The organism is Peribacillus sp. NPDC097284 (genome assembly GCF_044761765.1).
Classification (GTDB): domain Bacteria; phylum Bacillota; class Bacilli; order Bacillales; family DSM-1321; genus Peribacillus.
In genome coordinates, this window is the sequence record NZ_JBIWCZ010000001.1 from 853,041 (window position 1) to 875,803 (window position 22,763).

Consider the following 22,763-nt stretch of genomic DNA (forward strand, 5'->3'; position numbering starts at 1 on the left):
GGACATATCATTTATCTTGGCTAGTGTTCAATCGAACTTGATAGGAACGCATCTCACGTAAATGACCGATAGATGCAAAGACGCCTTTCTTTATCAACATACGTAAACGGTAATCAATCCATGTATCGTTGATGTCATGCTCACTCCATCCTAAAACATGTCCAATCAAGCGAACAGCGTTGTAAAAATTATCGATACCGTATTCGGATTGCATGTCACTAGCATACCGGATAATCTCTTGATCATCCCTGGACTCGTCATCCTCGATAATCCTTCCCCTAAACCATGTACGAACTATTGAATGCCCCTCCATTAATTGAAGCGCTTCTGCCTGTAAAAGAACGAGCTCATCTTCAGTAAGTGGATCTAGTAAATTCAGCTTTAGCATTCGCTTCATCTGCGAAGGGCTAACATCACCAGAATGGCGAATATCATATTGTGTATGTTCATCTTCATGGAAATAAAGCATGGGAAAGTATGTATTGCACACGGAAATCGAACACTTTTTGCCTGACAATAGATGGCTTACTAAGCGTAACCCAAATTGTTCCGCCGCATTTTCACATGTCCAAACAATCACTTGCTCGCCTTCTTTAATCTGTTGAACACATGCAAGTGCATCATGAAACAAGACCACATATTGTTCACTCATCTTCTTATCAAACCGATAGGCTTCCTGTAGCCATTTCATCCTATCTAGAAAACCTTTCTCCGTTAATAAACGATGGATGGGGCCTTCACCAAAGAAATCCGGAAACGTGATGATCTCAACATTTTCTCTTTTTAATGCATGGCTCAATGCACCGAATGCTGCTTGATTAAATAAGATATGCTTCACTGGAATCCCCCTTCGTTATCCCACACTCCTGTATACGCCCACCCAATATACATCCCTCTATCTACGTAAGTCCCTTGTTTTCCTACAAACATAGACCATCCCATAACTATCATTCGTCACAGGTGTTTCATTCCAATCCTCGAAGATTTGGACGATCTCCAGTCCGTTAACCGCTAGTATTCGTTCCATTTCTTTAGGGAAGACGTATCGTAACCGTATGTTCGTTCTTTGTTCATCTACTATTTCCCCACTTTGATCTACATACTTTCTGATCGTCGTGTAATGTTGGACCTGACTGAGTGAGTCATAGGTGCTTTTCGTATAAACATCGATCCTTTTTTGCGTATCCTTATCTTCAATGGTTCTCCAGTATTCTTCCGTGTCAGGTTGGAGTAATTCTTCCGTGCTTGGAAACCTCGTGTCAAAGATGAATAGCCCATCAAGTTCTAAATGTTTATTTACAGATGATAAGAAACCGTCCTGATCTTCATTAGTAAGAAAATGCTGAAAGGAATTCCCGACTGAAAAGATCAAATGACTTCTTACATTCAAGGTAAGCCTTCTAGCATCCTGTTCGATCCATTCAATATGTACATTCAGGTCCGACGACTTCCTTTTCGCTTCGTCCAGCATTCCTTTATGGACATCCACACCGATAAGTTCATATCCTTTAATCGCTAAAGGAATGGTCGCCCGCCCTGTCCCACAAGCTAAATCAATGATGGGGCCTTCGGTTTTCGAAGCCCATTTCAATAGATAAGGAAGGTCTTGCCTATATGATTCATTTTCCTTATCATATAAAATCGGATCATCGTACTCTTCTGAATTGCCATTTATATTCTCCATACATGCCTCCTTCAAGAAATAGCAGATTACTAATATTTAGTTTACGTACATTCTTCCTCTAGTTTAAATGTTCTTATGCAAGAAAATAATTCTTTCTATTTCTTCAAAACCATTTTTCTTATAAAATTCTTCGGCAGGTATACCTCTATCTGTGAGAAGTGTAATGTTACTTATATTCCTGCCATGAAGCTCCTTTATTAAATGATTTAACATCGCTCTTCCAATACCTTTATTTTGATATGGTGTTTTTACACACATTTCATTAATGAAAAACTCATCTCCGCTCCACCATACTCTATTTACACCCAAAATAAAGCCGAGAATTTCTTCGTTTTCTACCGCTAAAACGCCTAAAAATCCGGGTGTCTCATAAAAACTCAGTAAATATTTTTCAGCCTTTGTAAATATCCACTCATCATTCCAAGGCGCATCATTGAATACTTCCATAAATGTTTCCGTACACTTAATTAAGTCCTTTTTTTCTAATCGTTTAAATTCCAAGGTACATTCTCCTTATCGCTGAATGGATGATTAAAACCACCTTAGTCGTTTATATATGGATTATTCTACCACATAATATTCCTTATCCGGCTAACAGACCCCGAATCGGTGTTGGAGATGATCGTATAAACCAAAAAGAGATAGTTTCGGGAACTATCTCTTTTTTTATAGGATCATGGCCCAAATTCAATCTGACCTGTGAACAGCATGATTATAATAATAACCCAATAAATAAAAAAAGATGATGACAGAATTAACCCAATAATCGGGAGCGTATTCTTTTCTGTTTTCTTTACGATACCTACAATAGAAATGATCATACCTAAACCAGTAAGGAAAAATGTTAGATAATCACCAATCAAACTACCAATATTCGCTATTCTTGTGGGCGTGATAAAAACTATAAAAAAACAAATCATTCCTAGAACAATTGAAGTTATACTAATGACCCCATGCTTCTTTTGATAAGTCACTTCTTTTAGTTCCAAGTAAACCAGCTCCTTTCTTAGATACTTCTTTATGAAGAGCGCAACAATTCAATTCACCCGATCGATATTTAGTGACTTTACTCCATCAAAATATAAACCTCCTACCATAACGAACGCCTGGTATTCACTCTTACTCTCTTTTTTCCTTTTCAAGCAGCTCGATGACTTTATCAAGTTTTTGTTCTACGGCTTTAGAATTGCGAGATTTTCTAACGAGGGTCCGGACAAAAAAGTAAACGGCAAAAATCATGCCAAACAGTACAATAAACATCATGAGTTGAAATAGTATATCACCGACATTAACATTCAAAATAAATCCACCTTTTCCTTTTTTATCAATCATACCATATACCAGATTGTAGTTGTCTTAGGATTGATGGGGGCATTTCATCGATGTATGTATAATATTTTCGCCATGACCTCCATTGCTTCCGAGGACGTTCCTTTTCGTTCCTTCTATATAATATAGGGCGCACGGAAAATCCGTACGCCCTTTATTATTATTCACTTTGGTTGAGCTATCGGAAATGTTTTTTTCAAAAAGTGATACAGGCCATCTTCTCGATAGGAATACTCCGTCACTTCATCCGCCTGTTCCTTTACCGATTCGAGCGCATTTTTCATGGCGACACAGTGGCCGGAGAGTTTGAATAGAGGAAGGTCATTTTCTCCGTCTCCTACGGCCAGAATATCGTCCGGAGAGAGACTAAAGTGATCAAGCAAGACTTGAACCGCTGTTGCTTTGGATACACCGTCCACGGTCACTTCCACATTGTGATGTGTGGAGGAAGCCGTTGTAAAGGCCGTTATCTTCTTGAACTGTTCGAGTTCTGTGATCCAGTCTTTGATTGCCTTCATCTCTTTACTGAAAAAATAAATCTTGGCTACACTTAATTCCTCGAGCTGATCGACCCAGTTGATTTTGCTCTCGACGGCGACTTTTCTGGACAACCATTCGTTTTCATCAACCGTCTCCGGTTTTGCCCCCGTCATTTGTTCGATCTTATAGTCTTTATCTTTTTGTAAGGCCATTCTGACGCCATCATTTGGATGGACTTCGTAAAATATCTTTCTCGCTGCCGCTTTATTAATCATGTCATCCACAAGTTCGGAAGGCAGTGCATGTTCAAAAATCTTCTCCTCTCCAATAAAGGCGGACATACCATTGGCCGTTACCATCCCGTCGACGATCAAATCCTCTGGCAGGACATCTCTTAATTCTTTTACCGTTCTTCCTGTTGCAATGAATACTTTCATTCCACTATTTCTAAGTTCGATTAAGTAGTTTTTCAGCGTATCGTTCACCGTATTCACTTCATTCAATGTCGTGCCATCCATATCGAGTACGATTGCTTTGTATCCCATGTTTCCACCCCATCCATACGAATTTCGTAACAAAAATGCCAACAGCCCATGATCTGTGAGATTGTAGGCTGTTGGCGATTCTATCTATTTTTCTAGCGGATTAGGAAAATCCTAACAGCTTTAAAATACTTAGTATTAATAGACCTACCACACCGAAATCTGAGTCACCGAATGTCGTGCCTTCAAATCCTATGTCACCTAATAATACCAGTAAAATGGCTGGTAAGAAACTAATGATGAGTCCATTTGCAAAAGATCCCAGCATAGCCCCGCGACGACCACCCGTCGCATTTCCAAAGACACCGGCGGCAGCTCCGGTGAAGAAATGTGGCACAAGTCCCGGAACAATAACCTTCAAGCCTAATACCGGCAGCAGGAACATCGATAAGATCCCCGCGATAAAACTAAATAAAAAGCCGATAATCACTGCGTTTGGAGCAAAAGGAAAAATCGTAGGGCAATCTAGTGCAGGCTTCGTATTGGGCGCAATTTTATCTGCAATCCCTTTGAAGGCTGGCACGATCTCAGCAATCAACATCCGCACCCCAGCTAGAATGATATATACCCCAGCTGCAAATGTAATGGCTTGTATAAACGAAAATACAAGGAAGTTGGAACCAGAGGAAAGCGTTGATTCAATATAATCTTGTCCTGCAAACAGGGCGACAATCAAAAAGAAGATCGTCATTGTCAGCGATACAGCAACCGATGTGTCTCGTAAAAACCCTAAAGATTTAGGGACCTTAATTTGTTCTGTTGTCTTTTCCTTGTTTCCGAACCATTTCCCAATCGTAGCGGAAACGAAATACCCGATCGTCCCAAAGTGACCGATCGCAAAATCATCACTTCCGGTAATCTTTCTTACATAAGGCTGCAGAATGGCAGGAAACACGACCATACATAGCCCTAATAAAATGGAGCCGGTAAGGATAAGCGGGAATCCGTTCATTCCGCCAACCGACAAAGCGACAGCTAGTAGACAGGCCATGAACAGCGTATGGTGACCCGTTAAAAAGATATATTTTAATGGAGTAAAGCGAGCTAATAAAATATTCACAATCATACCGAACACCATAATCAGGGCCGTCGATGTTCCAAAATCACTTTGTGCAGCCGCTACAATGGCTTCGTTATTCGGGATGACACCTTCTACATGAAACGCCTGGTCGAACATTTGACTAAATATGTTAAGGGCACCTGTAAGGACGGCTGCCCCTGCTCCGATGATAATGAACCCCATAACCGTTTTCAGCGTACCTGACACGACATCGGCACTGGACTTTCTCTGTAACAGTAAGCCAATCAGAGCGAATAACCCCACGAGTATGGAAGGTGTGCCTAAAATATCGTTCATAATGATATCCAACATAGTCTATTCCCCTTTTACCGAGCTTTAGTTAGACAAGTGATTCCAATTTGGATGTAATTTCAGGAATGCTCATCATATTTTCTAATGTAACAATCGTACGGGTTCCATCATCCAGTTGGCCGACAATATCTGCTGCCCCTAGGAATATATCCGCTTGGACCGATTTAGCGGATGTGAGATCCGTATGATCTACCTCAGCCGTTTTCCCCATTTGTGTTAAAGCCTTTTTCACATTCATCTCCATAATGAAACTACTGCCCAATCCATTCCCGCAAACTACCATGATTTTCTTCATTCTGTTTCCTCCTTAGAATATTTATGTACGTAATCCATAAGTATGGATGGATCCGTTGTCTCTAAAATCGCTTCAATATTAGCTCGTTCATTCAGTAATTGAGTCAGCTGAATTAATGCCCGTAAATGTGAATCGTTATCTACCGCAGCCAAAACAATGATCAACCTAACGGGTTTATCGGGTGCAAATTCCACCGGTTCATCCAATTTCAATAGACTCATAGATAATGAGCGAACACCTTGCTCAGGACGTGCATGAGGGATGGCCACGTCAGGCGTGATCACCACATAGGGACCATTCGTTTCGATTCCTTCAATCATTGCATCCACATATCTCTCTTCGACAGTTCCTAAATGAACAAGAGGCTGGGCTGCAACTCGAATCGCTTCTCTCCACTCTGTAACACGCGGCAGGATTTGAATCGTTTGTAGGTTGAGTAGTTCATCTAACACTGGTTTCTCCGCCTCCTTTAAGGAATATTTATTTACCTTGGGGGTATCTATGTACATCAGGGATTCAAGGGCCTTTTCAAGTTGATCAGGTTCATGGATGGTTGCATATTTTGAAATGACTTTTAACAGAGCGGAACCATCAACATTTTGTGTCGTATACCCATACAATTCCTGCATGACTTGCAGGCGCAGCTTATGTTTGTCCTGCCTTTCCAAAATGGGCGGGACCACAAATAACGGAACTTTGGTTCTCATATGTACCGTTGAAAAAACGAGATCGTACGCTAATGGATACTCGGACGCATTCCGGACAGATAATACATCCAAAAACAATATATCCGGAAATAATTCCTTCAATGTGTAGATGAGAATATTGCTGATACCAATCCCATTCGGACAAACAACGATGGCTCTTTTGCGGTCATCCAAAGTAGTCCCTTGTCTTCGCAACCAGCCTCCAAAATAAATCGTAAAGTATGCCACTTCCTCTTCAGGTACTGGGCGCCCAATCTCTTTCTCTAGTACCCATAAAGATTTAGTGGTAAGGTGATGCAGTTCAGGATAGACCTTTTGTACCTTTTCCGTCATCGGATTCATGGATGAAAGCCCGTATCTTAGACGATGATAGGCCGGTTTAAAATGAACGTACAATTGCTGGCATAGCTGGTCTTTATCATGTAAATGAACAAAGGCCAATTTTTCGAACTCTTTTACAATCTCCTGCAAAAGCGTTTCGATCACTTCATCCTCCTTGAGCGGGGATATATCCTTTGTCCGATTCATGCTTAGCAGATGGAGGGTTACATATAAATTTTCCGTTTCACTCCAAACCGATTGGAACGCATCGGTTTTCGTCATTTGCTCAACCGCTTTAAATTCATCTGTTGTCACAAAAGGTAACCAACTCTGATTGACTTGCAATTCTTCCCCTTTTCCAATGAGCTGATCTGTACATAGAAATAAATAGGTCAATTCATGCAGCCGCTCATCCGTAAAGGTGATTCCCAATTCACGTTCAATCTGCTCCAGCTGATGCCGGATGGATTGAATGTTTGGTTGTTGATCTCCCCAAATACACTCAATAATCAGATTATTATCCGGGCGATTAAGGACATCATGTACCAGTTGTTCAATCATGTAGCGCTTGACTCTGCTTTCTCCCTTAATCACGTAACCCTCTTGCTTGGAGTACTGAATCTTAAGGTTAACTTCATGCGCTTTCTCCTTGAGCTGCTTCAGGTCCTTTAATACGGTATTGCGTGATAGCCCCGTGATTGATTGAAAATGATAGACAGATAACGCTTCAGGACTAAGTAAAATCATGAGATAGAACAATTTCTCCCTATCTGTCTCAGAAAATACATAATTACGTTTGGTTAGTTTTACGTTCAATTCTTCCTCTTGAACTTTGTCAGGAAGGGAATACCCTAATTCTTTTTGATAGAGAATGGCTGGATACCCGTGATAGTGAAGCCAATCATTCACCTTACCAAAAGCATATTGAATTTGTCTTCTCGTCAGACCGGTTTGCTCTTCAATATCTTTCATTTTTGAAATGGGTGAATGCTGTAATATTTTTATTAGGTTTGCGCTTCTTTCATCTAAAAACATCGGCTCTCCCTCTCCCTAATTCCACGATACCTTACTTTTCATTTGATATATATGGTTTCTCAGTCCGATTGTTGTCCACACACCTGCACAAAAATATATTGTACAAATGATGTGCACCTTGGTTTTTGAATCAGTGTACCACACCTCGCCCCTATTTCATGAACAAAAATAAAACCTCGATCCTTAAAGGAATGAGGCTTTAGCAATTTTCTTCATTGTTCAACTATGTAAACTCCCCCTTCATCCACGGACGACTACGATACGATTTGATTGGGATTTGAATGAGGCTTGTTTTTCCCTGTGAATTATTTTTGCTAACGCACCTGTTAGAGAATGAAGGTACGCTTCATTAACTGTAATCTGTTTACTTCCTCAAGTTGACATATCTAGAAATCTAGATATATAATTACGTCCATGGATCCTATTGATGTATTCAAGGCGTTATCTAACGAAACAAGACTCCACATCCTTAAGTGGTTAAAGGAACCAGAGAAGCACTTCCCAAAACAAGGCGCTCACCTACCAAAGGAGGTAAGTTATAAAGGTGGAGTATGTGTTGGGGATATTCAAGAAAAAGCCAAAGTTTCTCAATCTACGGTTTCTAGCTACTTAAACATGATGCAAAAAGCTGGGCTACTTGAATCGATTCGTCATGGACAATGGACTTACTATAGGCGCAATGAAGAATTCATTCAACAATTAGCTAAGTATTTTAGAACGGAGATCTAATTTATTTTGATTTCTGTTTTCCACCTATTTATATCTATTTTTCTAGATATATAAATATATGAAAAAGGAGAAACTCTTTATGCGCTTTATATCTTATATACTAGCTCTGTTGGCTGGAGCAGCACTTAGCTTTGAAGGAGCTATCTATGCTGAATTGGGAAAAACAATTGGACAAATAGAAACAAGTTTTTATAACTTCTTCATGGGCTCCATTATCATGGGGCTATTGTGGCTGTTTTTTGGAAAAGGACGGATTTCCTATACACTTGAAGCACCTAAATGGTCATTACTTGGTGGTGTCTTGGGTGTTGTTTATTTAACCTCCATTGTTATAAGTGTCCCATACGTCGGTGTTGGCATTACAATGGTAGCTGTCATCATCGGACAATTAGTCATGAGTATGGTGATTGAACATTTTGGGTGGCTAGGCAGTAAAAAAACTAGAATTAATAAAGAAAAGATATTTGCAGTCATTTCAATGATTATTGCACTTATATTAATCAACTAGGAGGTACATAATTATGGGGTTATTCATGATTTTATTTACATTTTTAGGCGGCATCACATTAAGCGCTCAATCATCTATAAATGGCACATTTAGTCGAAAAGCTGGAACCATTGAAACAACATTTTTGACCTTTCTCACTGGAACCATGTTTCTTACGATTTTCATCATGTTTTTTGGGAGGGGAAATGTGCTTGGCCTTCTAGAAGCACCGAAATGGCAGTTGAGTGCAGCATTTTTAGGCACCATGTATTTACTTCTGACTGTCATGGCCGTTCCTAGAATTGGGGTTATCGCAACCAATATTGCCGGAATAACCGGTCAACTTGTAATTGGCGTAATCATTGATCATTTTGGATGGTTCAATAGCTTAGTCATAGAATTAGATATGAAACGTGCCTTCGCATTACTATTTATGATCATTTCCCTTTATTTTATCTATAAAGGGAATAAACGCTCGAGAAAAGAATCAAGATTGATAGAAGCTCACAAATAGAAATTAAAAAAGCGGCAATATCCATTGAACTGGATCTTGCCGCTTGGGTCGTATCTGCTTATTTCTTGTCTACAACAAGATAAGGTTGCAATTGGAATGGTTTTGGTGCGATGTTGCGGTCATTCCATTGGCCAAACCAACGCTCTAATGGATAGAAGTAATAGCCATCTTGCGAGTGATCAGATGTATCATACGGGTCAGCGAAGATCAGTGTATCATCGCCAATGCCTGGTGTGCCGTTATTGTCATATCCGATAATCGATTGCCAATGGCCATCCCAGTCGCCCCATTCCACCATGATTGGACGATCATTCTTCAAATGATTCGTCAGCCATTTCACGAAATAGCTGTCTTTCGCATCTTCTACAAACGCTTCTGTCGTTTCACTGTTTTCGGAAGCATACAGGCTGTTCCACGTGAAGGTTGCTGGCAGGTTGCCCACGTTATTCTCCGTGACCTCTTTACTTGATTGAATCAAGTCTGCGTCCTTGTATTCTTCGCGATAGCTTGACTCGACGACTTCAAATCCTTTTAAGTTCTTGAAAAAGTCATAGAGTTGGGAAACATTCGAACCATATTCCGGGAAATTATTCGCGGTTCCTGGCAACGCGCCTTTAACATCCAAGTCCGTCATCGACTTCATTTGCTTCGCGATATCCATCTCTGTTAGATCCGTGTACCCAAAATGATTCGCCACCATTAAAGCCGTGGCAGGTCCACAAGACCATTCCGTCGTTTGTTGCATCGTTTGATAGTTTTCAATCAGAATTAACCGATCATCTGACTTCATATTATAGAAGTCAGGTGCTTTATAGTAACGAGAATCCGCATGGTCTCCCGCAGATGCATAGGCATCCGCTCCACCCGTTTCATCGTAGTCTTTCCCTTTGATGGTCGCTGCAGCATCCGTTTCAGCTGACACTTTTGTATCTACTTCCTTCGTAACTTCTGCTTTCTTTGAATCCGTGTCATCTGAGCACGCCGATAATAATAGCATGGAGGATGCTATAGCTGCCGTAAGAATTCTTTTCATGTATCCCCATCCTTTTCCTGTTTTTTTCACAAGATTTGATTATAATGGATGGAATTGTTACCGTCAAGAAGTTTACTAGTTAACTAAATTCTCGCACAATCAAGAGCCTCGCTACATGTCATGGTAGCAAGGCTCTTTTGTACTTTCGTCATTTAATTAGCTTACTTATCCAGTTTGACCCTTTGGAGACGCAATGCGTTCAAGACAACCGATACGGAACTGAATGCCATGGCAGCGCCTGCTACCCATGGTGCCAGAAGCCCCATGGCTGCAATGGGAATCCCAATCACGTTATAGGCGAATGCCCAGAACAGGTTCTGTTTAATATTACGCATCGTTTTGCGACTCATGAGTATGGCATCCGCTATACTGTTCAAGTCCCCCCGAATTAATGTGATGTCGGCGGCTTCCATGGCAACATCCGTACCGGTTCCTATTGCCATGCCAATATCCGCTATGGCAAGGGCGGGTGCGTCATTGATACCATCCCCGACCATGGCAACCTTCTTCCCTTGTTGTTGCAACTTCTTCACTTCTTCCGCTTTCCCTTCAGGAAGCACTTCGGCAATGACGGCGTCAACGCCTACCTCTTTACCAATCGCCTGTGCGGTGCGCTCGTTATCGCCTGTCATCATCATGACTGTGATTCCCATGCCTTGTAAGCGTGATATAGCTTCTTTGGAAGTTTCTTTAATGGTATCGGCCACGGCTACCAGGCCTGCATACTGTCCATTGATGGCCGCTAACATGGCTGTTTTCCCATCAGCTTCCAGTTTCTCCATCGTTGGAAGGATTGGTTGAATATCGATACCGTATTGTTTCATTAGTTTCCGCGTACCAACGAGGACACCTTGGCCTGAAACCGTTGCCTGTACCCCATGACCCGGTATCGCTTCAAAGAACTGGACATCACCGAGTTCGATGCCTTTATCCTGAATGCCTTGCACGATTGCTTCTGCCAAGGGATGTTCGGATTGCTTTTCGGCAGCCCCAATCAATGATAGGAACTTCTTCTCATCCTGACCCGGTGCCGCATGAACATCCGTTAATACAGGTTTACCATGTGTGACGGTCCCTGTTTTATCCACAACAACTGTATCGATGCCTTGTGTTTGTTCTAAATGCTCGCCACCTTTGAATAAAATGCCGAATTCAGCTGCACGTCCTGAACCTGCCATGATGGAAGTTGGCGTGGCTAATCCTAGAGCACATGGACAGGCAATCACAAGGACGGCAATCAACACTTCAAGTGCAGCCGTGAAATTCCCTGGATCCACCAGAATAAACCATGCTAAGAACGTAAGAATGGCAATACCGATGACAATCGGTACAAACACACCTGAAATCTTATCTGCTAATCGTTGGATCGGCGCTTTTGTACCTTGCGCATCTTCTACTACCTTAATGATTTGGGCTAATGCCGTATCCCGGCCAACTTTTGTTGTTTTCATTTTAATGAAGCCATTTTTGTTGAGGGTGGAGCCATAAAGCAGGTCACCACTAGCCTTATCCACCGGCAGGCTTTCACCCGTCAGCATGGATTCGTCGACAGCCGTCGTTCCTGCCATTACCTCTCCATCAACCGGGATTTTCTCACCCGGTTTCACCAGGATGGTATCGCCCATCATCACTTCTTCTAGCGGGATTTCTTCTTCCACACCTTCTCGAATGACCATGGCTGTTTTCGCTTGAAGCCCCATTAATTTCTTAATGGCTTCGGATGACCGGCCTTTTGCTTTTGCCTCGAATAATTTACCTAAAAGGATAAGGGTAATTAACACGGCACTTGTTTCAAAGTATAGATGCGGACCATGATGCGCACCCATTGTAACGATTGCTTGGTATACACTGTAAAAATAAGCGGCTGACGTACCCATCACCACGAGTACATCCATATTGGCACTACCGTTACGAAGTGATTTATAAGCACCTACATAAAACTGTTTACCGATGATAAATTGGACAGGCGTTGCAAAGACCATTTGAACCCAGGGATTCATTAAAAAATCTGGTACATATAGAAAGGATGTAAAAGAAAAATGCCCAAACATTGTCCATAATAAAGGCAAAGATAGGATGGCAGAAATGATGAATTTCAGTTTCTGCTCTTTAATGGCCTTTTCACGATAATCCACTTGTTCTTTTCCTTCTTGCTTTTGATGGGCACCATACCCAAGCTTTTCTACCTTTGCAATGATGTCCGCAATCGTAACTTCAGATGGATTGAATTCTACCGTCGTTTTTTCAAGCGCTAAGTTGACGTTGGCAAATGAAACACCATCCATTTTATTTAGGCCCTTTTCAATCCGTGTCGCACACGCTGCACACGTCATGCCCGTGATAGCGAATTCCTTTTTTTGCTTCACGACACCATACCCAAGCGCTTCAATTTTCTTTTCAAAGTCTTCTTCACTCAGTTTGGACGGATCATATGTAATCGTTGACTTTTCAAGGGCTAAATTGACGGAAGCCTGTTCGACACCATCCATTTTATTCAACCCTTTTTCAATCCGGTTCGCACACGCTGCACACGTCATCCCTGTGATTTGAAGACTGGATTCTTTCGCTGCTTTATCATTAGATGCGGTTGCCATCTTATTCACCTCCACTATACCCAATAGGGGTATATTCTTTCGAAAGAATTAGAGTACCAGTGTGGCACTCTTCATCTTTTCATTATGGTACCCAAAATCATTCTACTTCGTAGCCTTGATCATCAATGGTTTCCTTGATGGTATCCAGGGTTACTTTTTCCTTATCATACGATACAGTAACTTGACCAGCTTCTAGCTGAACTTTTACTTGATCGACACCTTCCAATTTGCCTACACTACCTTCAACTGCTTTTACACAATGTCCGCAAGACATCCCGTTTACTTGTAAGGTTACATTTTCCATAGTATCTACTCCTTATTTTTTCATTAGTCTTTGGATCGTCACGAGGACTTCATCGAGTACTTCCAAGTCCCCTTCTTGAATACGATCTACCACACATTCTTTCATATGTGTTTCAAGAAGCATCTTGGCCACACCATTTAAGGCGGATTGCGCAGCAGCTATCTGAGTAATCACGTCGTCACAGTATGTGTCTTTTTCGATTAGCCCTTTTATGCCACGGATTTGGCCTTCCACACGATTCAGTCTTGTAACAAGATTTTTCTTTGTTGCTTCGGAATGATGGCTTTTCCGCTCATTTGTACCGGAACAACAAGTATCTTGATCTGCTGTTTCTTTATTTAGGTCGAATTCCATTTGTCGCCCCCTCACTCATATACCCCTATACCCTATATCAAAACCATATCATACCCCTCCGCCCTATGTAAAGTTGGATGACATTTTACGAAAAAAAGCCAACGGAATTAAGTTGGCTTCATCAATCAATCAATCATTCATCATTATTCTTCAAAGCTAGGACCATCTATAGGGAGCGTTACTTGCTTTCTACAGGTCAAAAGATAAACGAATGAAAGACATAAGGAAACCGAAGCGACCATAAATACAACGACGATGCTGTATCGCTGGCCCAGTATGCCCATCACGAGAGTGGATATCGCGAAAGTTAGCATGATGAGAGAACTTTGGACGGCATATACCTTAGCCAAAAGCCTTTCCCTGACTACACGTTGAATGATCGTATGAATGGAAATCATCCGCAGTTCTTCGAATAGACCATAAGTGCCAATGAACAAAAGGGCAAGGAAGGGATTCACATTCACTCCAAATAAAAGGGTCAGCAGAAAGACCATGAACCCTCCACCCAACAGCACCTTCTGGATATTCTTATGAATGAAGGCGGACCGTCTATATGCAAGTATGCCCGCCAGAAATAATCCTAGTAATAAAGAGGCGTTGATATAGCCCCACCACTCCGTTCCTACTCCCAGGCGTTTATCTATAAACGGATAAAGGATCGAGGATACCCAGACCGGGCTAGCGATCGAACCAAAAAACAGAGTGAAGTGTAGGGCACGCAGCCTCTTATCTCCTGCGATCAACCTCCACCCTTCAAACAGGGAATCCCTTTTGCTTTCCTTCCCTTCACGTTCAGATCGTTGTTGTTCGTTGACGGTAACGAGTGCCAGCAAGAAAGTGGATAGCCCATACAAACAGCACGTTAACAGGAACAGCCCGTGAGCCTGCAAAAGTGCCGCCAAAATGCCACCTGCAGCCCATCCTCCCATCTGAATGAATGTCTGGATAGAAGACATGAGGCTATTTGCTTTTAATAAGGACTCTTCCGGAACAAGCTGAGGAATCAAGGCACTGCTTGCTGGATTAGCGAACCCATCCAAAAACATGATGAAGAAAATAAGGATATACACCGCTTCCATTGCGTCTTTCGAGAAAAGTGATGATACGTACAGGGTTAGCACAAGTAAGAGACACGTTTTAACGAACTGGGAATGAAATAAAATCTTTTTCAACGGGTATCGATCGATGAGCAGTGGTGCGAATAAACCTCCTACAAACCCACCAAGCATATTTATGACAGGAACCAACGAAACATAAAATAACGAATGGGTGACAGCGTAAACACTTGTTATCAGCGCAACAATATAAAAAACATCCCCAGCATTCGCTAACGATTGCCCTGCCACCAATACAGTAAATGATTTATTCTTCAATGCAAACAACCCCTCTTTATTCATTTTTCTAAGAGAATAAAGAGGTATTTACATGCGTTTCACTCCTTTGCAACCGGTTAGATCTACTTCATTTCACTATGGATTGGAATCGATATTGAATACTAAGAAATCTAATAAGAAAGAGAGGGGTGTTTGTATTTTTATGATGGAAATATATGTATGAATATAACATGAAAATGTCTTGCTTAGAAGATGAAAATCCTAGGTTCTACAAGAAAAAAGAGCTGCGAAAGCAACTCCCTTAGTGAACGAAAGCATCCAATCGTTTTATTGAAGTGAACGTTTTTTGCGATTTTTCATTATTAAAAGGATAGAACAAAGCAGACTACCAACGATACTGACTATTACGTTGATTTGTGCCTCTAACCTAACAATTCCGTATGTTTCAGCATCAGGATTTAGAAGGATATAGCCACCAAGATCATTTTGAAGAGTATAACCCCCAGCATCGAGTCCCCAGTTTAAGAAACCCAACCCTATTCCAAGCAAACTACTAATAAGAATAAGAAAAAAATTAGGTGTGAAATAGGTTTTATCTTTTTTCACAGCCAATTTATAATTCATTGTCAGTAGGAGAAGGGGAGTAAATAGTTCAAATAACAATTGAAGAAATGATATATTACCAGAATCATTTAGTCTTGTATTTTGTGTGAAGAGAAAAAAGAAAAAATGGATCATTAAAATAGGTAGTAAATTAATCGATACTAGTGTCAGCATGTTCTTTCCATCGCCTCAATGAAGTAAATTGTTCAAGACACCTACAAGGATAAGGGCTGTAATGATAATCGGCCAGCCTACTTTTTTGGATACAGATTTCTGAAGGGTTTTGATTTTAGACAAAATAAGATCCGTGCTAATAATTAGCACGGCCATGAACAACATAGTAATCCACATAGGGATTCTATTTAGATACGGACTAAGAGACAGGATTACAGTGAACATCGTAATGCTATAGACAACCTTTTCCCACTTCAATTTTTGAACCACCTTATGATATCCAGTTATATGACCCTATCTATTATATACGAGTACCTTACTCGCTCTATAGAATTTTTTCCATTTTATCCCCCAGTTATGTTCAACTAACTCTTAATTATTATCTATGTAAACTCATAACGGTTTCCAATTTGGATCTTTTATATCAGACTTATTTGGTTTTCTTACGTTCTTCAAAAAGTCCAGGTCGCTAACACCATATTTTATGAAATTTTGTTGTGACTCTCTAAATGAAATTTTATTGGCTCCATCCTCATCTGGATATTTATATTGGTAATTATCATCTTCCCAAAAACAGATTCTACAAATGTCATACGTTCCCGGAGGTTCTTCATCTAAAGTTTTATATCCACAGCAAGGACAAGTATATTTCATACATTCACTCCTCTTAGATATTATTGAAGCAACCTACCCCATGAGTTCCATAAGATAAGGATTTGCTCTGATTAGCTCCTGATAATGAAGTAAAGCACCTGGTAGTTGATTAATTATTCAACTCACTTACGATGATAAAAACTATAATCATAAACGGCAAGCCTACTTTTTTTGATACGGATTTCTGAAGAAATTGGATTTTAGACAAAATAAGATTCGTGCTAATAACTAGCACGACCATAAACAACATAGTGATCCACATAGGGATTCTATCAAGATACGGCCTAAGAAATAGGATTACAGCGAACATCGCAATAAAGTTTACGATATTTTCCAACTTCACTTTTTAAACCACCTTATGTTATACAATTTCATTGTCGTATCTATTATAAACAAGTATCTTAACCTGCCATATAGGATTTTTCCCTCTTATCCCCTTTTATCCTTTGTACAACTACCTTTCCCTGTGAGTTTCATAAGAAAAAAGAGCTGCGAAAGCAACTCCCTTTTTGGAGTAAAGCACCCTTAGTTGAAGAAGTTTGAAGCCCAAAGAAAGAATTACTTGATCATCTTAATAAAGTATTTTGGTGATTCAGAATAGCCTTGGCGGGAATAAAATCTATGTGCATCGATTCTTCTTGAATGACAATGAACCTCCAGTCTGTCACAGTTTCGCTTCTTAGCCAACTCAGTACAAAACTCTTCAATCTCTTGTCCAATTCCCTTACCCCTATTTGTTGAATCTACTGCAAAATAACTAATTCTAGCAAAATCCCCTATTAACGCTATTTGGGGTATGTAATGCATGGAAATAAAAGCAATGACTCTTTCATTATCCTCATAAACCAATAATTCCTCATCAGGATGTATGGTAAGCCTTTCTATTTTATCTTTAATGAAGGTCTCGGTATCTAAATAATCCAACTGGCCTAGTAAATCCGATATTGCCTTCCAATCTTGTATATCTGCTATTCTGATCCCCACTTACTTCACTCCCTAGGAAAATTTATATAGTATATTCATCATCTTTATTGAACTATCCTGCCCATTAGCTCCATAAAGAAAAAGAGCTGCGAAAGCAACTCTCTATCTTTATGGTTTCAATCTTCCCACTCATACTCTGAATTAAATTCTTCCGGCTCTATATCTGCTTTTTTATATGTATCGGGTTTTTCATTCGGCAACGTGACCGTTATTTCGGTATGATCTTTATTCAATTCTAGTGTCAGAAAAGATGTCTTGTTTGATTTCTTGTAAAATAGTATGCCGGTCAGTTTTGATCCAGTAGATTTTGCTAACTGGAAATGCTTTATCGTCTTATCTTTCCCCGTTTTAGTGAATTTCTCTACTATGTATTTGGATCTATTCTTCCCATCATAACCATCACTTTTGATCAGTATATAAGATTCCTCGTTCATCCAGCCACCATATATCTGATACTTGGGTGCTTCGTACGAGGGTACATCCTCTTTTTGTGTAGAATCTTGTACCTCTATTTTCTGCTCTACATCCACCTTTTCATTTTTCATGTCTTGTTCGATATCGCATGCAGCAAGACTCCCTATAAACAGAAGGCCTACGGAGATTTTTTTGAAAGTAAGCAAAAGCCTGACCTCCTAAAAGATGAACGTAAAATTTAGATTCTTCATAATAAATCCACCCGTTAGAGTTCTACATCAACTTATTTCCTTATGGTTTCTTTCATCATTTTGAAGATGAATCTTTTTAAGTGTTGTGTTTATATTATTCAAAGCAATAAGAATAATCCCCAACATCACAAAGGTTACTATTTCCCCTGTAAACCAAGATACTATGCCTAAAATTCCAGCATACAGAATGTATAACCAATTACTCATTTTCCATATCCTCCTACCTCTATATAAATGAACCTAACTAATTTTACCATATATATTCGGACTAATTTCTTTATTAGTTAATAAAAGGAATTCTGTTTGTCAGTATGATTAGTAAATATTTTAGTAGCCTTCTTGGCCAATCTTCTTAGCCATCTACTGAACTACCACGAATCGACACATAGTAAAAAGCAATGAGGGAGTTCCCTCATTGCTCCGTTTCACTACCCTAATGTTTGTTTTGTCATCAGGACTTCTTGGCTTATTACTTTCTTTTGCTTGTTGATTCGATACCAGCCCATCACAACGGCTATGATCGATACAGAGCAAGAAATAGCAAGAACATAACTTCCATTGAGTTTTAAGAGAAATACACCAGCAATGAAGACCCCTATGGGTTGGGCCAATGTCGCTCCAGCTGTCAGAAAACCCATGGCACTGCCCATGATGTTTTGGGGGATGGCCTGCTGCAATTCAGTTTGGAAGATGATGGTGACGGGAGCCGCTAAAAGTCCGAATACTCCAAACAACACAATACTCATGATAGTGGAATCCACTACAAAACCGGCAATCGTGCCCACGACTCCAGATAAAACATACAATACGATCGACATTTCAAAATTCATTCGTTTGATTTTATACGTAATGGTTGCTCCCAGGAGAGTCCCGATCCCAATGGCTGTAAAGCAGATTCCCAAAGCCGCTGAACCATTCACCTTAATTTCCGCGTATAAAGTGGGGAGTAAGACATCCATGATCATAACGAATGCCATATTCGTAAACACAGCTGCCGTGATAGCCGAAAAGATCCACTTCTGTCTTTTTAAAATCGAGAATGTTACCTTAATTGGTGTTTGTATACGATTGGTATCTTGATTATTGGCATCTTTCAGTACCGCCCTGTACCTAAGAATCACATAGCAAACAACAGATAGAAGAATCAGGATGATCGACGTTAGCATTGCAACCGTAAATCCCCCTATTACCAAAAGACCACCAGCAATTGCCGTACCTAATAAGTTTGCGATTTGGGTGATGGCCGTTATGACACTATTGACCGATTTCAATTCTTCTGGCGGAGTTAACAATGGGATTAACGTTCTTTCAAGCGGTGTTAATATGGCGGAGGCCACACCCATGAAAAGAAGAACCAGGCAATAAATCCAGTAACCGAAGCCACTTGGTACTACTTCCATTAGTCCAATCGCGAATAATGCACATAACGTGAATAAATGCCAAACGCTAGCCCATAACCCTAAGGAGATTTTATTGAACCTATCAATGAGTATGCCGCTTAACACTGCCAATAATATCCCGGGTATATAACGAAATGCCATTAATGAACTAAACACCAAGGGCGAATGGGTGATGTTAATAAAGAACCAAGCTAACGTGAGGAAGACAATACTGGATTGTAAAGATTGTATGCCAAGAGCCACAATAATGAGGTGTATGTTTCGCTTCACTCTTTTTCTCCTTATGATTTGTCATTGGATCATCTGGATTTTCAAGTTAATGATTGGTAACAGTATGTTCTTCTTTGACTAACATATCTTCTATAAGTTTCCAACCGAACCATTGTGTAGGGTCATTATAAACTAACTCTTCTATCCATTTAAATAAAGGTTCAATTATACTGCCCTTATTGGAATAGGTTAATAAAGGTCCCATTACTAATTCATATTTGTTTGAATTGCATTGAATGGCAACTGGCAGAACATTCGCATTGCATAGTCTACTCAAATGTTCAACTCCCAGGGGTACATGAACCTTTTCCCCTAATAACTCCAATTTATATAATTCCTTATCATTCGAAGAACTGATTTCCGGATAAATTAAAGGGTAATTGCCGATTTTAAATCCTCTTACTAATTTACGAAGGATCCATATATCAGGAACAGGCAAGAAATTCACCTTATCATTCGGTAAAATTTTTTTTATGCTTTTTCCAACCTCATGCCCTTCAGATCCTCCAGTGGCTAAAATATATGAGCTATCACAAATTAATTGACTTAATATTGTAGGAACCAACATATGTACTCCGAAATGCGGAATGGCTAAAATACACGGAGCTTTTAGAGCATCTTCTAATTCATCTGGTATTGTTAAAAAGGAGGCGTCTAAACCATTTGATCTCAACAGGCTTAATAAATTTGCCCAATGCATGGGCCTTTCCGCAAGGAATTTCTTAAAGTTATAAATTCTTCTTTCATCTTGTGAAACAAAAGAGGATAACAAGTTAGGAGTACTCCACTCCTCCGGCCGGGAGCAAAATTCTAAAAGATCCTCTTTATTCAGTGTTAATAATTCATCTATATTTTCCGCTAAGTCTTGAAAACCTAAATTTTTGATTTTTCCCATATTTCTTCACCTACCTTATAGCATTCTGGCATAGCACCGTAAGCATCGAATAAAGTTCTCTTTGCATAACATCTGCAAGTTTGCATCCTACAATTACCATTAAAAATACAGCCCTGGCATGCTTTTAATTCCTCTATCTCCCATCCACCTCTATAAAAATCCCACTTTGTACTATTCCATATGGAAATTAAATCTGTCTCCTTTACATTCCCTATAATTTGAGATCGATCACCAATAGATTCCGTACATGGATAAACGCTTCCGTCTGCACCAATTGCTAGTAAAAACATACCTTGAGGGCCTACGTTAGCAGGTAAACTGAAAAGATTATCTGTGTTCTTTTTACCTGGATAATAATACGCTTGAAATTCAATTTTTATATTTGGAAATTCTTTTGCCACTTCTAACACTTCTTCTTCAAAATACGCTAGTTGTGAAAGGGTAAATAGAAAGTTTTCTGGATTTCCACCAGCTCGACCCGAAACAGAAGCGGGGTGAAAACTAATTCCATTAGCACCATTGGCCGCACATGTTTCAATCACTTTTCTTACGACTCCATTTTCAACACTTTCAGGAACTAAAACCGACTCTACAATCACATAGAAACTATCGTTTGAGAATCTTTTTAAAGTATTAATGACTTTGTGAAATTGGCCGTTTCCACGTATTTTATCGTGATAGATTTCATCCCCATCTAAAGATAGGTGGATTTGTAACCCTCTTCCCTTTCTATCTTTTAATCTAAGTAATGAATCATAAACTTTTTGAGTGACTCGGTGACCATTTGTAAAAAACTCAAAAAAACATCGTAACGTGCCAGCGTGATCAATTAACTCACATATATCCTTTCTGGTAGTGGTTTCCCCTCCAGAAAAAGCCAATTCAATGATTCCCAAATTATCTAGGTCTGTAAATAGTTTTTTCATTTCTTCTGTATTTAAATTATCACTGGTATCAAAAAAAGGGGAAGATTCTCGTAAACAATGAGTACACATCAAATTGCATCTCATTGTACTCGTAACGTTAACTTTTGTTGGAAATGTCATTGGTGTATATTTGGAAGTTTTCGGAGGTGAAATACTGAGATGTTTAAGAGGCCGTTCAGAGGAAATATATTGATCTGTTAAAAAAAGGGTTCCCCCATCTATCAATTCCTTTATAAATTCGTCAAATTCCACACGATCAGGCAACTCATTCAATGCTACTGCTTTCTCATGGTAATAATTCCAGGCATCATCTATCGTTCGAGAGGTTGTGAGATAGGTGAGTAGTTCAAAGGTAGCTGCTGAAATAAATTCTGTATGCCTAGTTCGAGCGGTGTAAAAAAAACGTGCATTAGATTCCAAATAACCATGTTCATTTCTTAAAATGACATCATCATGTAAAACTATATACATTTTCACCAACCCCTTCAAATAAATTGGGATGACGGGCCTTCGACAGGCCCATCATCCTTTGTTAGTTACAAAGTTATTTACCCGTTGGTGCAGTTGGCTTTTGACAACCGCAGTTGTTAAATGATGGTAGAGTTCCGTCGATAAGTGAGTCGTGCTTCTTCATAATCGATTACCTCCTTTTCAATTTATTGGAATTATCATACTATTCAAAATATATACTTGTAAACCACTATTTTCTTATCTAATTAATATTGGTAGAAAAGTAGTGAATCAATCTCCTTATATTTACAGATCCAAATAAACCTCTCTCTTGAACTATTCAATTTGGAGCTAGTATAGTTAAATCAGTTATGATATTTTAGTCTCCAGCAATATGGACTTAGGCAACCTCCGACCTGGAAATTTGATGGTACTGGCTTATATTTTTAAGTTTGTGGGTCGAATAAAATGGCACACTCTTCCTAACATGAAAGGTCCTAATTCCCTAGAAAGCGCTATTTGGATATTCATAATGTTCTATAATGACCGCAGCCGTAAACTATTTTGAATCTTCAAAAATAGCATTCCTAACATATTGTGTTTTTTCACAACTAATGGTATTTTATAA

Annotated in this window: 26 protein-coding genes; 3 read left to right on the plus strand and 23 right to left on the minus strand. The window is 39.7% G+C overall.

The annotated features are described in order from the left end of the window. Window positions 1-7: 7 nt before the first annotated feature. The 9 genes from ACIQXU_RS04280 to ACIQXU_RS04320 all read right to left on the minus strand — a co-directional run bounded on the left by ACIQXU_RS04280 (window position 8) and on the right by ACIQXU_RS04320 (window position 7,765). Complete coding sequence (locus tag ACIQXU_RS04280) at window positions 8-838, minus strand: DUF1835 domain-containing protein (protein ID WP_402986899.1); 831 nt, start codon at window positions 836-838, stop codon at window positions 8-10. Between the two features lie 57 nt (window positions 839-895). Next, on the minus strand, window positions 896-1,684 hold the full coding sequence (locus ACIQXU_RS04285; protein WP_402986901.1) for a class I SAM-dependent DNA methyltransferase: 789 nt from the start codon (window positions 1,682-1,684) through the stop codon (window positions 896-898). A 63-nt stretch (window positions 1,685-1,747) separates the two neighbouring features. Continuing rightward, window positions 1,748-2,185 carry a GNAT family N-acetyltransferase gene (locus ACIQXU_RS04290; RefSeq protein WP_402986902.1) on the minus strand — a complete coding sequence of 146 codons (438 nt, stop codon included), beginning with the start codon at window positions 2,183-2,185 and terminating at the stop codon, window positions 1,748-1,750. Window positions 2,186-2,358: 173 nt separating this feature from the next. Next, window positions 2,359-2,604, minus strand: coding sequence for a hypothetical protein (locus ACIQXU_RS04295; RefSeq protein WP_402873921.1), 246 nt, complete (start codon window positions 2,602-2,604; stop codon window positions 2,359-2,361). A 199-nt stretch (window positions 2,605-2,803) separates the two neighbouring features. Next, on the minus strand, window positions 2,804-2,983 hold the full coding sequence (locus ACIQXU_RS04300; RefSeq protein WP_402986903.1) for a DUF4083 domain-containing protein: 180 nt from the start codon (window positions 2,981-2,983) through the stop codon (window positions 2,804-2,806). A 194-nt stretch (window positions 2,984-3,177) separates the two neighbouring features. After that, window positions 3,178-4,038: an HAD family hydrolase gene (locus tag ACIQXU_RS04305; RefSeq protein ID WP_402986905.1), complete on the minus strand. Its 861-nt coding sequence runs from the start codon at window positions 4,036-4,038 to the stop codon at window positions 3,178-3,180. A 100-nt stretch (window positions 4,039-4,138) separates the two neighbouring features. Continuing rightward, window positions 4,139-5,407: a PTS ascorbate transporter subunit IIC gene (locus tag ACIQXU_RS04310; RefSeq protein WP_402873536.1), complete on the minus strand. Its 1,269-nt coding sequence runs from the start codon at window positions 5,405-5,407 to the stop codon at window positions 4,139-4,141. Between the two features lie 28 nt (window positions 5,408-5,435). Beyond that, on the minus strand, window positions 5,436-5,702 hold the full coding sequence (locus tag ACIQXU_RS04315) for a PTS sugar transporter subunit IIB (RefSeq protein ID WP_402957611.1): 267 nt from the start codon (window positions 5,700-5,702) through the stop codon (window positions 5,436-5,438). Then, entirely contained in the window at window positions 5,699-7,765 is a 2,067-nt protein-coding gene (locus ACIQXU_RS04320; RefSeq protein ID WP_402986906.1) for a BglG family transcription antiterminator, read from the minus strand. The genes ACIQXU_RS04315 and ACIQXU_RS04320 overlap by 4 nt, the downstream gene beginning before the upstream one ends. A gap of 414 nt (window positions 7,766-8,179) precedes the next feature. Between ACIQXU_RS04320 and ACIQXU_RS04325 the strand changes: the two genes are divergently transcribed. The 3 genes from ACIQXU_RS04325 (at window position 8,180) to ACIQXU_RS04335 (ending at window position 9,495) form a co-directional block, all read left to right on the plus strand. After that, on the plus strand, window positions 8,180-8,494 hold the full coding sequence (locus ACIQXU_RS04325; protein WP_402873528.1) for an ArsR/SmtB family transcription factor: 315 nt from the start codon (window positions 8,180-8,182) through the stop codon (window positions 8,492-8,494). A 79-nt stretch (window positions 8,495-8,573) separates the two neighbouring features. Further along, window positions 8,574-9,002, plus strand: a complete 429-nt coding sequence (locus ACIQXU_RS04330) for a DMT family transporter (RefSeq protein WP_402986908.1) — start codon at window positions 8,574-8,576, stop codon at window positions 9,000-9,002. A 13-nt stretch (window positions 9,003-9,015) separates the two neighbouring features. Further along, window positions 9,016-9,495 (plus strand): DMT family transporter, encoded by a 480-nt coding sequence (locus tag ACIQXU_RS04335; protein ID WP_402986910.1) that lies wholly within the window; start codon window positions 9,016-9,018, stop codon window positions 9,493-9,495. Between the two features lie 58 nt (window positions 9,496-9,553). On the opposite strand, the gene ACIQXU_RS04340 is transcribed toward ACIQXU_RS04335, so the two are convergent. From ACIQXU_RS04340 to ACIQXU_RS04405, 14 genes are all read right to left on the minus strand, one after another. Then, window positions 9,554-10,528, minus strand: a complete 975-nt coding sequence (locus ACIQXU_RS04340; protein WP_402986912.1) for a C39 family peptidase — start codon at window positions 10,526-10,528, stop codon at window positions 9,554-9,556. 161 nt (window positions 10,529-10,689) lie between these two features. Next, window positions 10,690-13,122: a heavy metal translocating P-type ATPase gene (locus tag ACIQXU_RS04345; RefSeq protein ID WP_402986914.1), complete on the minus strand. Its 2,433-nt coding sequence runs from the start codon at window positions 13,120-13,122 to the stop codon at window positions 10,690-10,692. Between the two features lie 97 nt (window positions 13,123-13,219). Next, on the minus strand, window positions 13,220-13,426 hold the full coding sequence (gene copZ / locus ACIQXU_RS04350; RefSeq protein ID WP_402986916.1) for a copper chaperone CopZ: 207 nt from the start codon (window positions 13,424-13,426) through the stop codon (window positions 13,220-13,222). Window positions 13,427-13,438: 12 nt separating this feature from the next. Beyond that, a complete protein-coding gene (locus tag ACIQXU_RS04355) occupies window positions 13,439-13,780 on the minus strand; it encodes a metal-sensitive transcriptional regulator (protein WP_402986918.1) in 342 nt (113 codons plus the stop codon). Window positions 13,781-13,923: 143 nt separating this feature from the next. Then, window positions 13,924-15,153: an MFS transporter gene (locus ACIQXU_RS04360; protein WP_402986920.1), complete on the minus strand. Its 1,230-nt coding sequence runs from the start codon at window positions 15,151-15,153 to the stop codon at window positions 13,924-13,926. A 288-nt stretch (window positions 15,154-15,441) separates the two neighbouring features. After that, window positions 15,442-15,891, minus strand: coding sequence for a hypothetical protein (locus ACIQXU_RS04365; RefSeq protein WP_402986922.1), 450 nt, complete (start codon window positions 15,889-15,891; stop codon window positions 15,442-15,444). 15 nt (window positions 15,892-15,906) lie between these two features. Continuing rightward, window positions 15,907-16,149 carry a hypothetical protein gene (locus tag ACIQXU_RS04370; RefSeq protein WP_402986924.1) on the minus strand — a complete coding sequence of 81 codons (243 nt, stop codon included), beginning with the start codon at window positions 16,147-16,149 and terminating at the stop codon, window positions 15,907-15,909. Between the two features lie 135 nt (window positions 16,150-16,284). Continuing rightward, on the minus strand, window positions 16,285-16,545 hold the full coding sequence (locus ACIQXU_RS04375; RefSeq protein ID WP_402986926.1) for a CPCC family cysteine-rich protein: 261 nt from the start codon (window positions 16,543-16,545) through the stop codon (window positions 16,285-16,287). A gap of 558 nt (window positions 16,546-17,103) precedes the next feature. Further along, entirely contained in the window at window positions 17,104-17,529 is a 426-nt protein-coding gene (locus ACIQXU_RS04380; protein WP_402986928.1) for a GNAT family N-acetyltransferase, read from the minus strand. Between the two features lie 116 nt (window positions 17,530-17,645). After that, window positions 17,646-18,149, minus strand: a complete 504-nt coding sequence (locus ACIQXU_RS04385) for a hypothetical protein (RefSeq protein WP_402986930.1) — start codon at window positions 18,147-18,149, stop codon at window positions 17,646-17,648. A gap of 72 nt (window positions 18,150-18,221) precedes the next feature. After that, on the minus strand, window positions 18,222-18,401 hold the full coding sequence (locus tag ACIQXU_RS04390; protein ID WP_402986932.1) for a hypothetical protein: 180 nt from the start codon (window positions 18,399-18,401) through the stop codon (window positions 18,222-18,224). A gap of 221 nt (window positions 18,402-18,622) precedes the next feature. After that, window positions 18,623-19,864: an MFS transporter gene (locus ACIQXU_RS04395; RefSeq protein WP_402986934.1), complete on the minus strand. Its 1,242-nt coding sequence runs from the start codon at window positions 19,862-19,864 to the stop codon at window positions 18,623-18,625. Between the two features lie 46 nt (window positions 19,865-19,910). Continuing rightward, window positions 19,911-20,759 (minus strand): LpxL/LpxP family acyltransferase, encoded by an 849-nt coding sequence (locus ACIQXU_RS04400; RefSeq protein ID WP_402986936.1) that lies wholly within the window; start codon window positions 20,757-20,759, stop codon window positions 19,911-19,913. Continuing rightward, complete coding sequence (locus ACIQXU_RS04405) at window positions 20,738-22,156, minus strand: radical SAM protein (protein WP_402986937.1); 1,419 nt, start codon at window positions 22,154-22,156, stop codon at window positions 20,738-20,740. The genes ACIQXU_RS04400 and ACIQXU_RS04405 overlap by 22 nt, the downstream gene beginning before the upstream one ends. Between the last annotated feature and the right edge of the window lie 607 nt (window positions 22,157-22,763).

Excerpts from the sequence above, each read along its gene's own strand:
- ACIQXU_RS04285 (WP_402986901.1), bottom strand. The coding sequence starts at position 1,684 with ATGGAGAATATAAATGGCAATTCAGAAGAGTACGATGATCCGATTTTA.
- ACIQXU_RS04295 (WP_402873921.1), bottom strand. The coding sequence starts at position 2,604 with ATGATTTGTTTTTTTATAGTTTTTATCACGCCCACAAGAATAGCGAAT.
- ACIQXU_RS04305 (WP_402986905.1), bottom strand. The coding sequence starts at position 4,038 with ATGGGATACAAAGCAATCGTACTCGATATGGATGGCACGACATTGAAT.
- ACIQXU_RS04310 (WP_402873536.1), bottom strand. The coding sequence starts at position 5,407 with ATGTTGGATATCATTATGAACGATATTTTAGGCACACCTTCCATACTC.
- ACIQXU_RS04315 (WP_402957611.1), bottom strand. The coding sequence starts at position 5,702 with ATGAAGAAAATCATGGTAGTTTGCGGGAATGGATTGGGCAGTAGTTTC.
- ACIQXU_RS04320 (WP_402986906.1), bottom strand. The coding sequence starts at position 7,765 with ATGTTTTTAGATGAAAGAAGCGCAAACCTAATAAAAATATTACAGCAT.
- ACIQXU_RS04325 (WP_402873528.1), top strand. The coding sequence starts at position 8,180 with ATGGATCCTATTGATGTATTCAAGGCGTTATCTAACGAAACAAGACTC.
- ACIQXU_RS04330 (WP_402986908.1), top strand. The coding sequence starts at position 8,574 with ATGCGCTTTATATCTTATATACTAGCTCTGTTGGCTGGAGCAGCACTT.
- ACIQXU_RS04335 (WP_402986910.1), top strand. The coding sequence starts at position 9,016 with ATGGGGTTATTCATGATTTTATTTACATTTTTAGGCGGCATCACATTA.
- ACIQXU_RS04340 (WP_402986912.1), bottom strand. The coding sequence starts at position 10,528 with ATGAAAAGAATTCTTACGGCAGCTATAGCATCCTCCATGCTATTATTA.
- ACIQXU_RS04345 (WP_402986914.1), bottom strand. The coding sequence starts at position 13,122 with ATGGCAACCGCATCTAATGATAAAGCAGCGAAAGAATCCAGTCTTCAA.
- copZ (WP_402986916.1), bottom strand. The coding sequence starts at position 13,426 with ATGGAAAATGTAACCTTACAAGTAAACGGGATGTCTTGCGGACATTGT.
- ACIQXU_RS04355 (WP_402986918.1), bottom strand. The coding sequence starts at position 13,780 with ATGGAATTCGACCTAAATAAAGAAACAGCAGATCAAGATACTTGTTGT.
- ACIQXU_RS04365 (WP_402986922.1), bottom strand. The coding sequence starts at position 15,891 with ATGCTGACACTAGTATCGATTAATTTACTACCTATTTTAATGATCCAT.
- ACIQXU_RS04375 (WP_402986926.1), bottom strand. The coding sequence starts at position 16,545 with ATGAAATATACTTGTCCTTGCTGTGGATATAAAACTTTAGATGAAGAA.
- ACIQXU_RS04390 (WP_402986932.1), bottom strand. The coding sequence starts at position 18,401 with ATGAGTAATTGGTTATACATTCTGTATGCTGGAATTTTAGGCATAGTA.
- ACIQXU_RS04400 (WP_402986936.1), bottom strand. The coding sequence starts at position 20,759 with ATGGGAAAAATCAAAAATTTAGGTTTTCAAGACTTAGCGGAAAATATA.
- ACIQXU_RS04405 (WP_402986937.1), bottom strand. The coding sequence starts at position 22,156 with ATGTATATAGTTTTACATGATGATGTCATTTTAAGAAATGAACATGGT.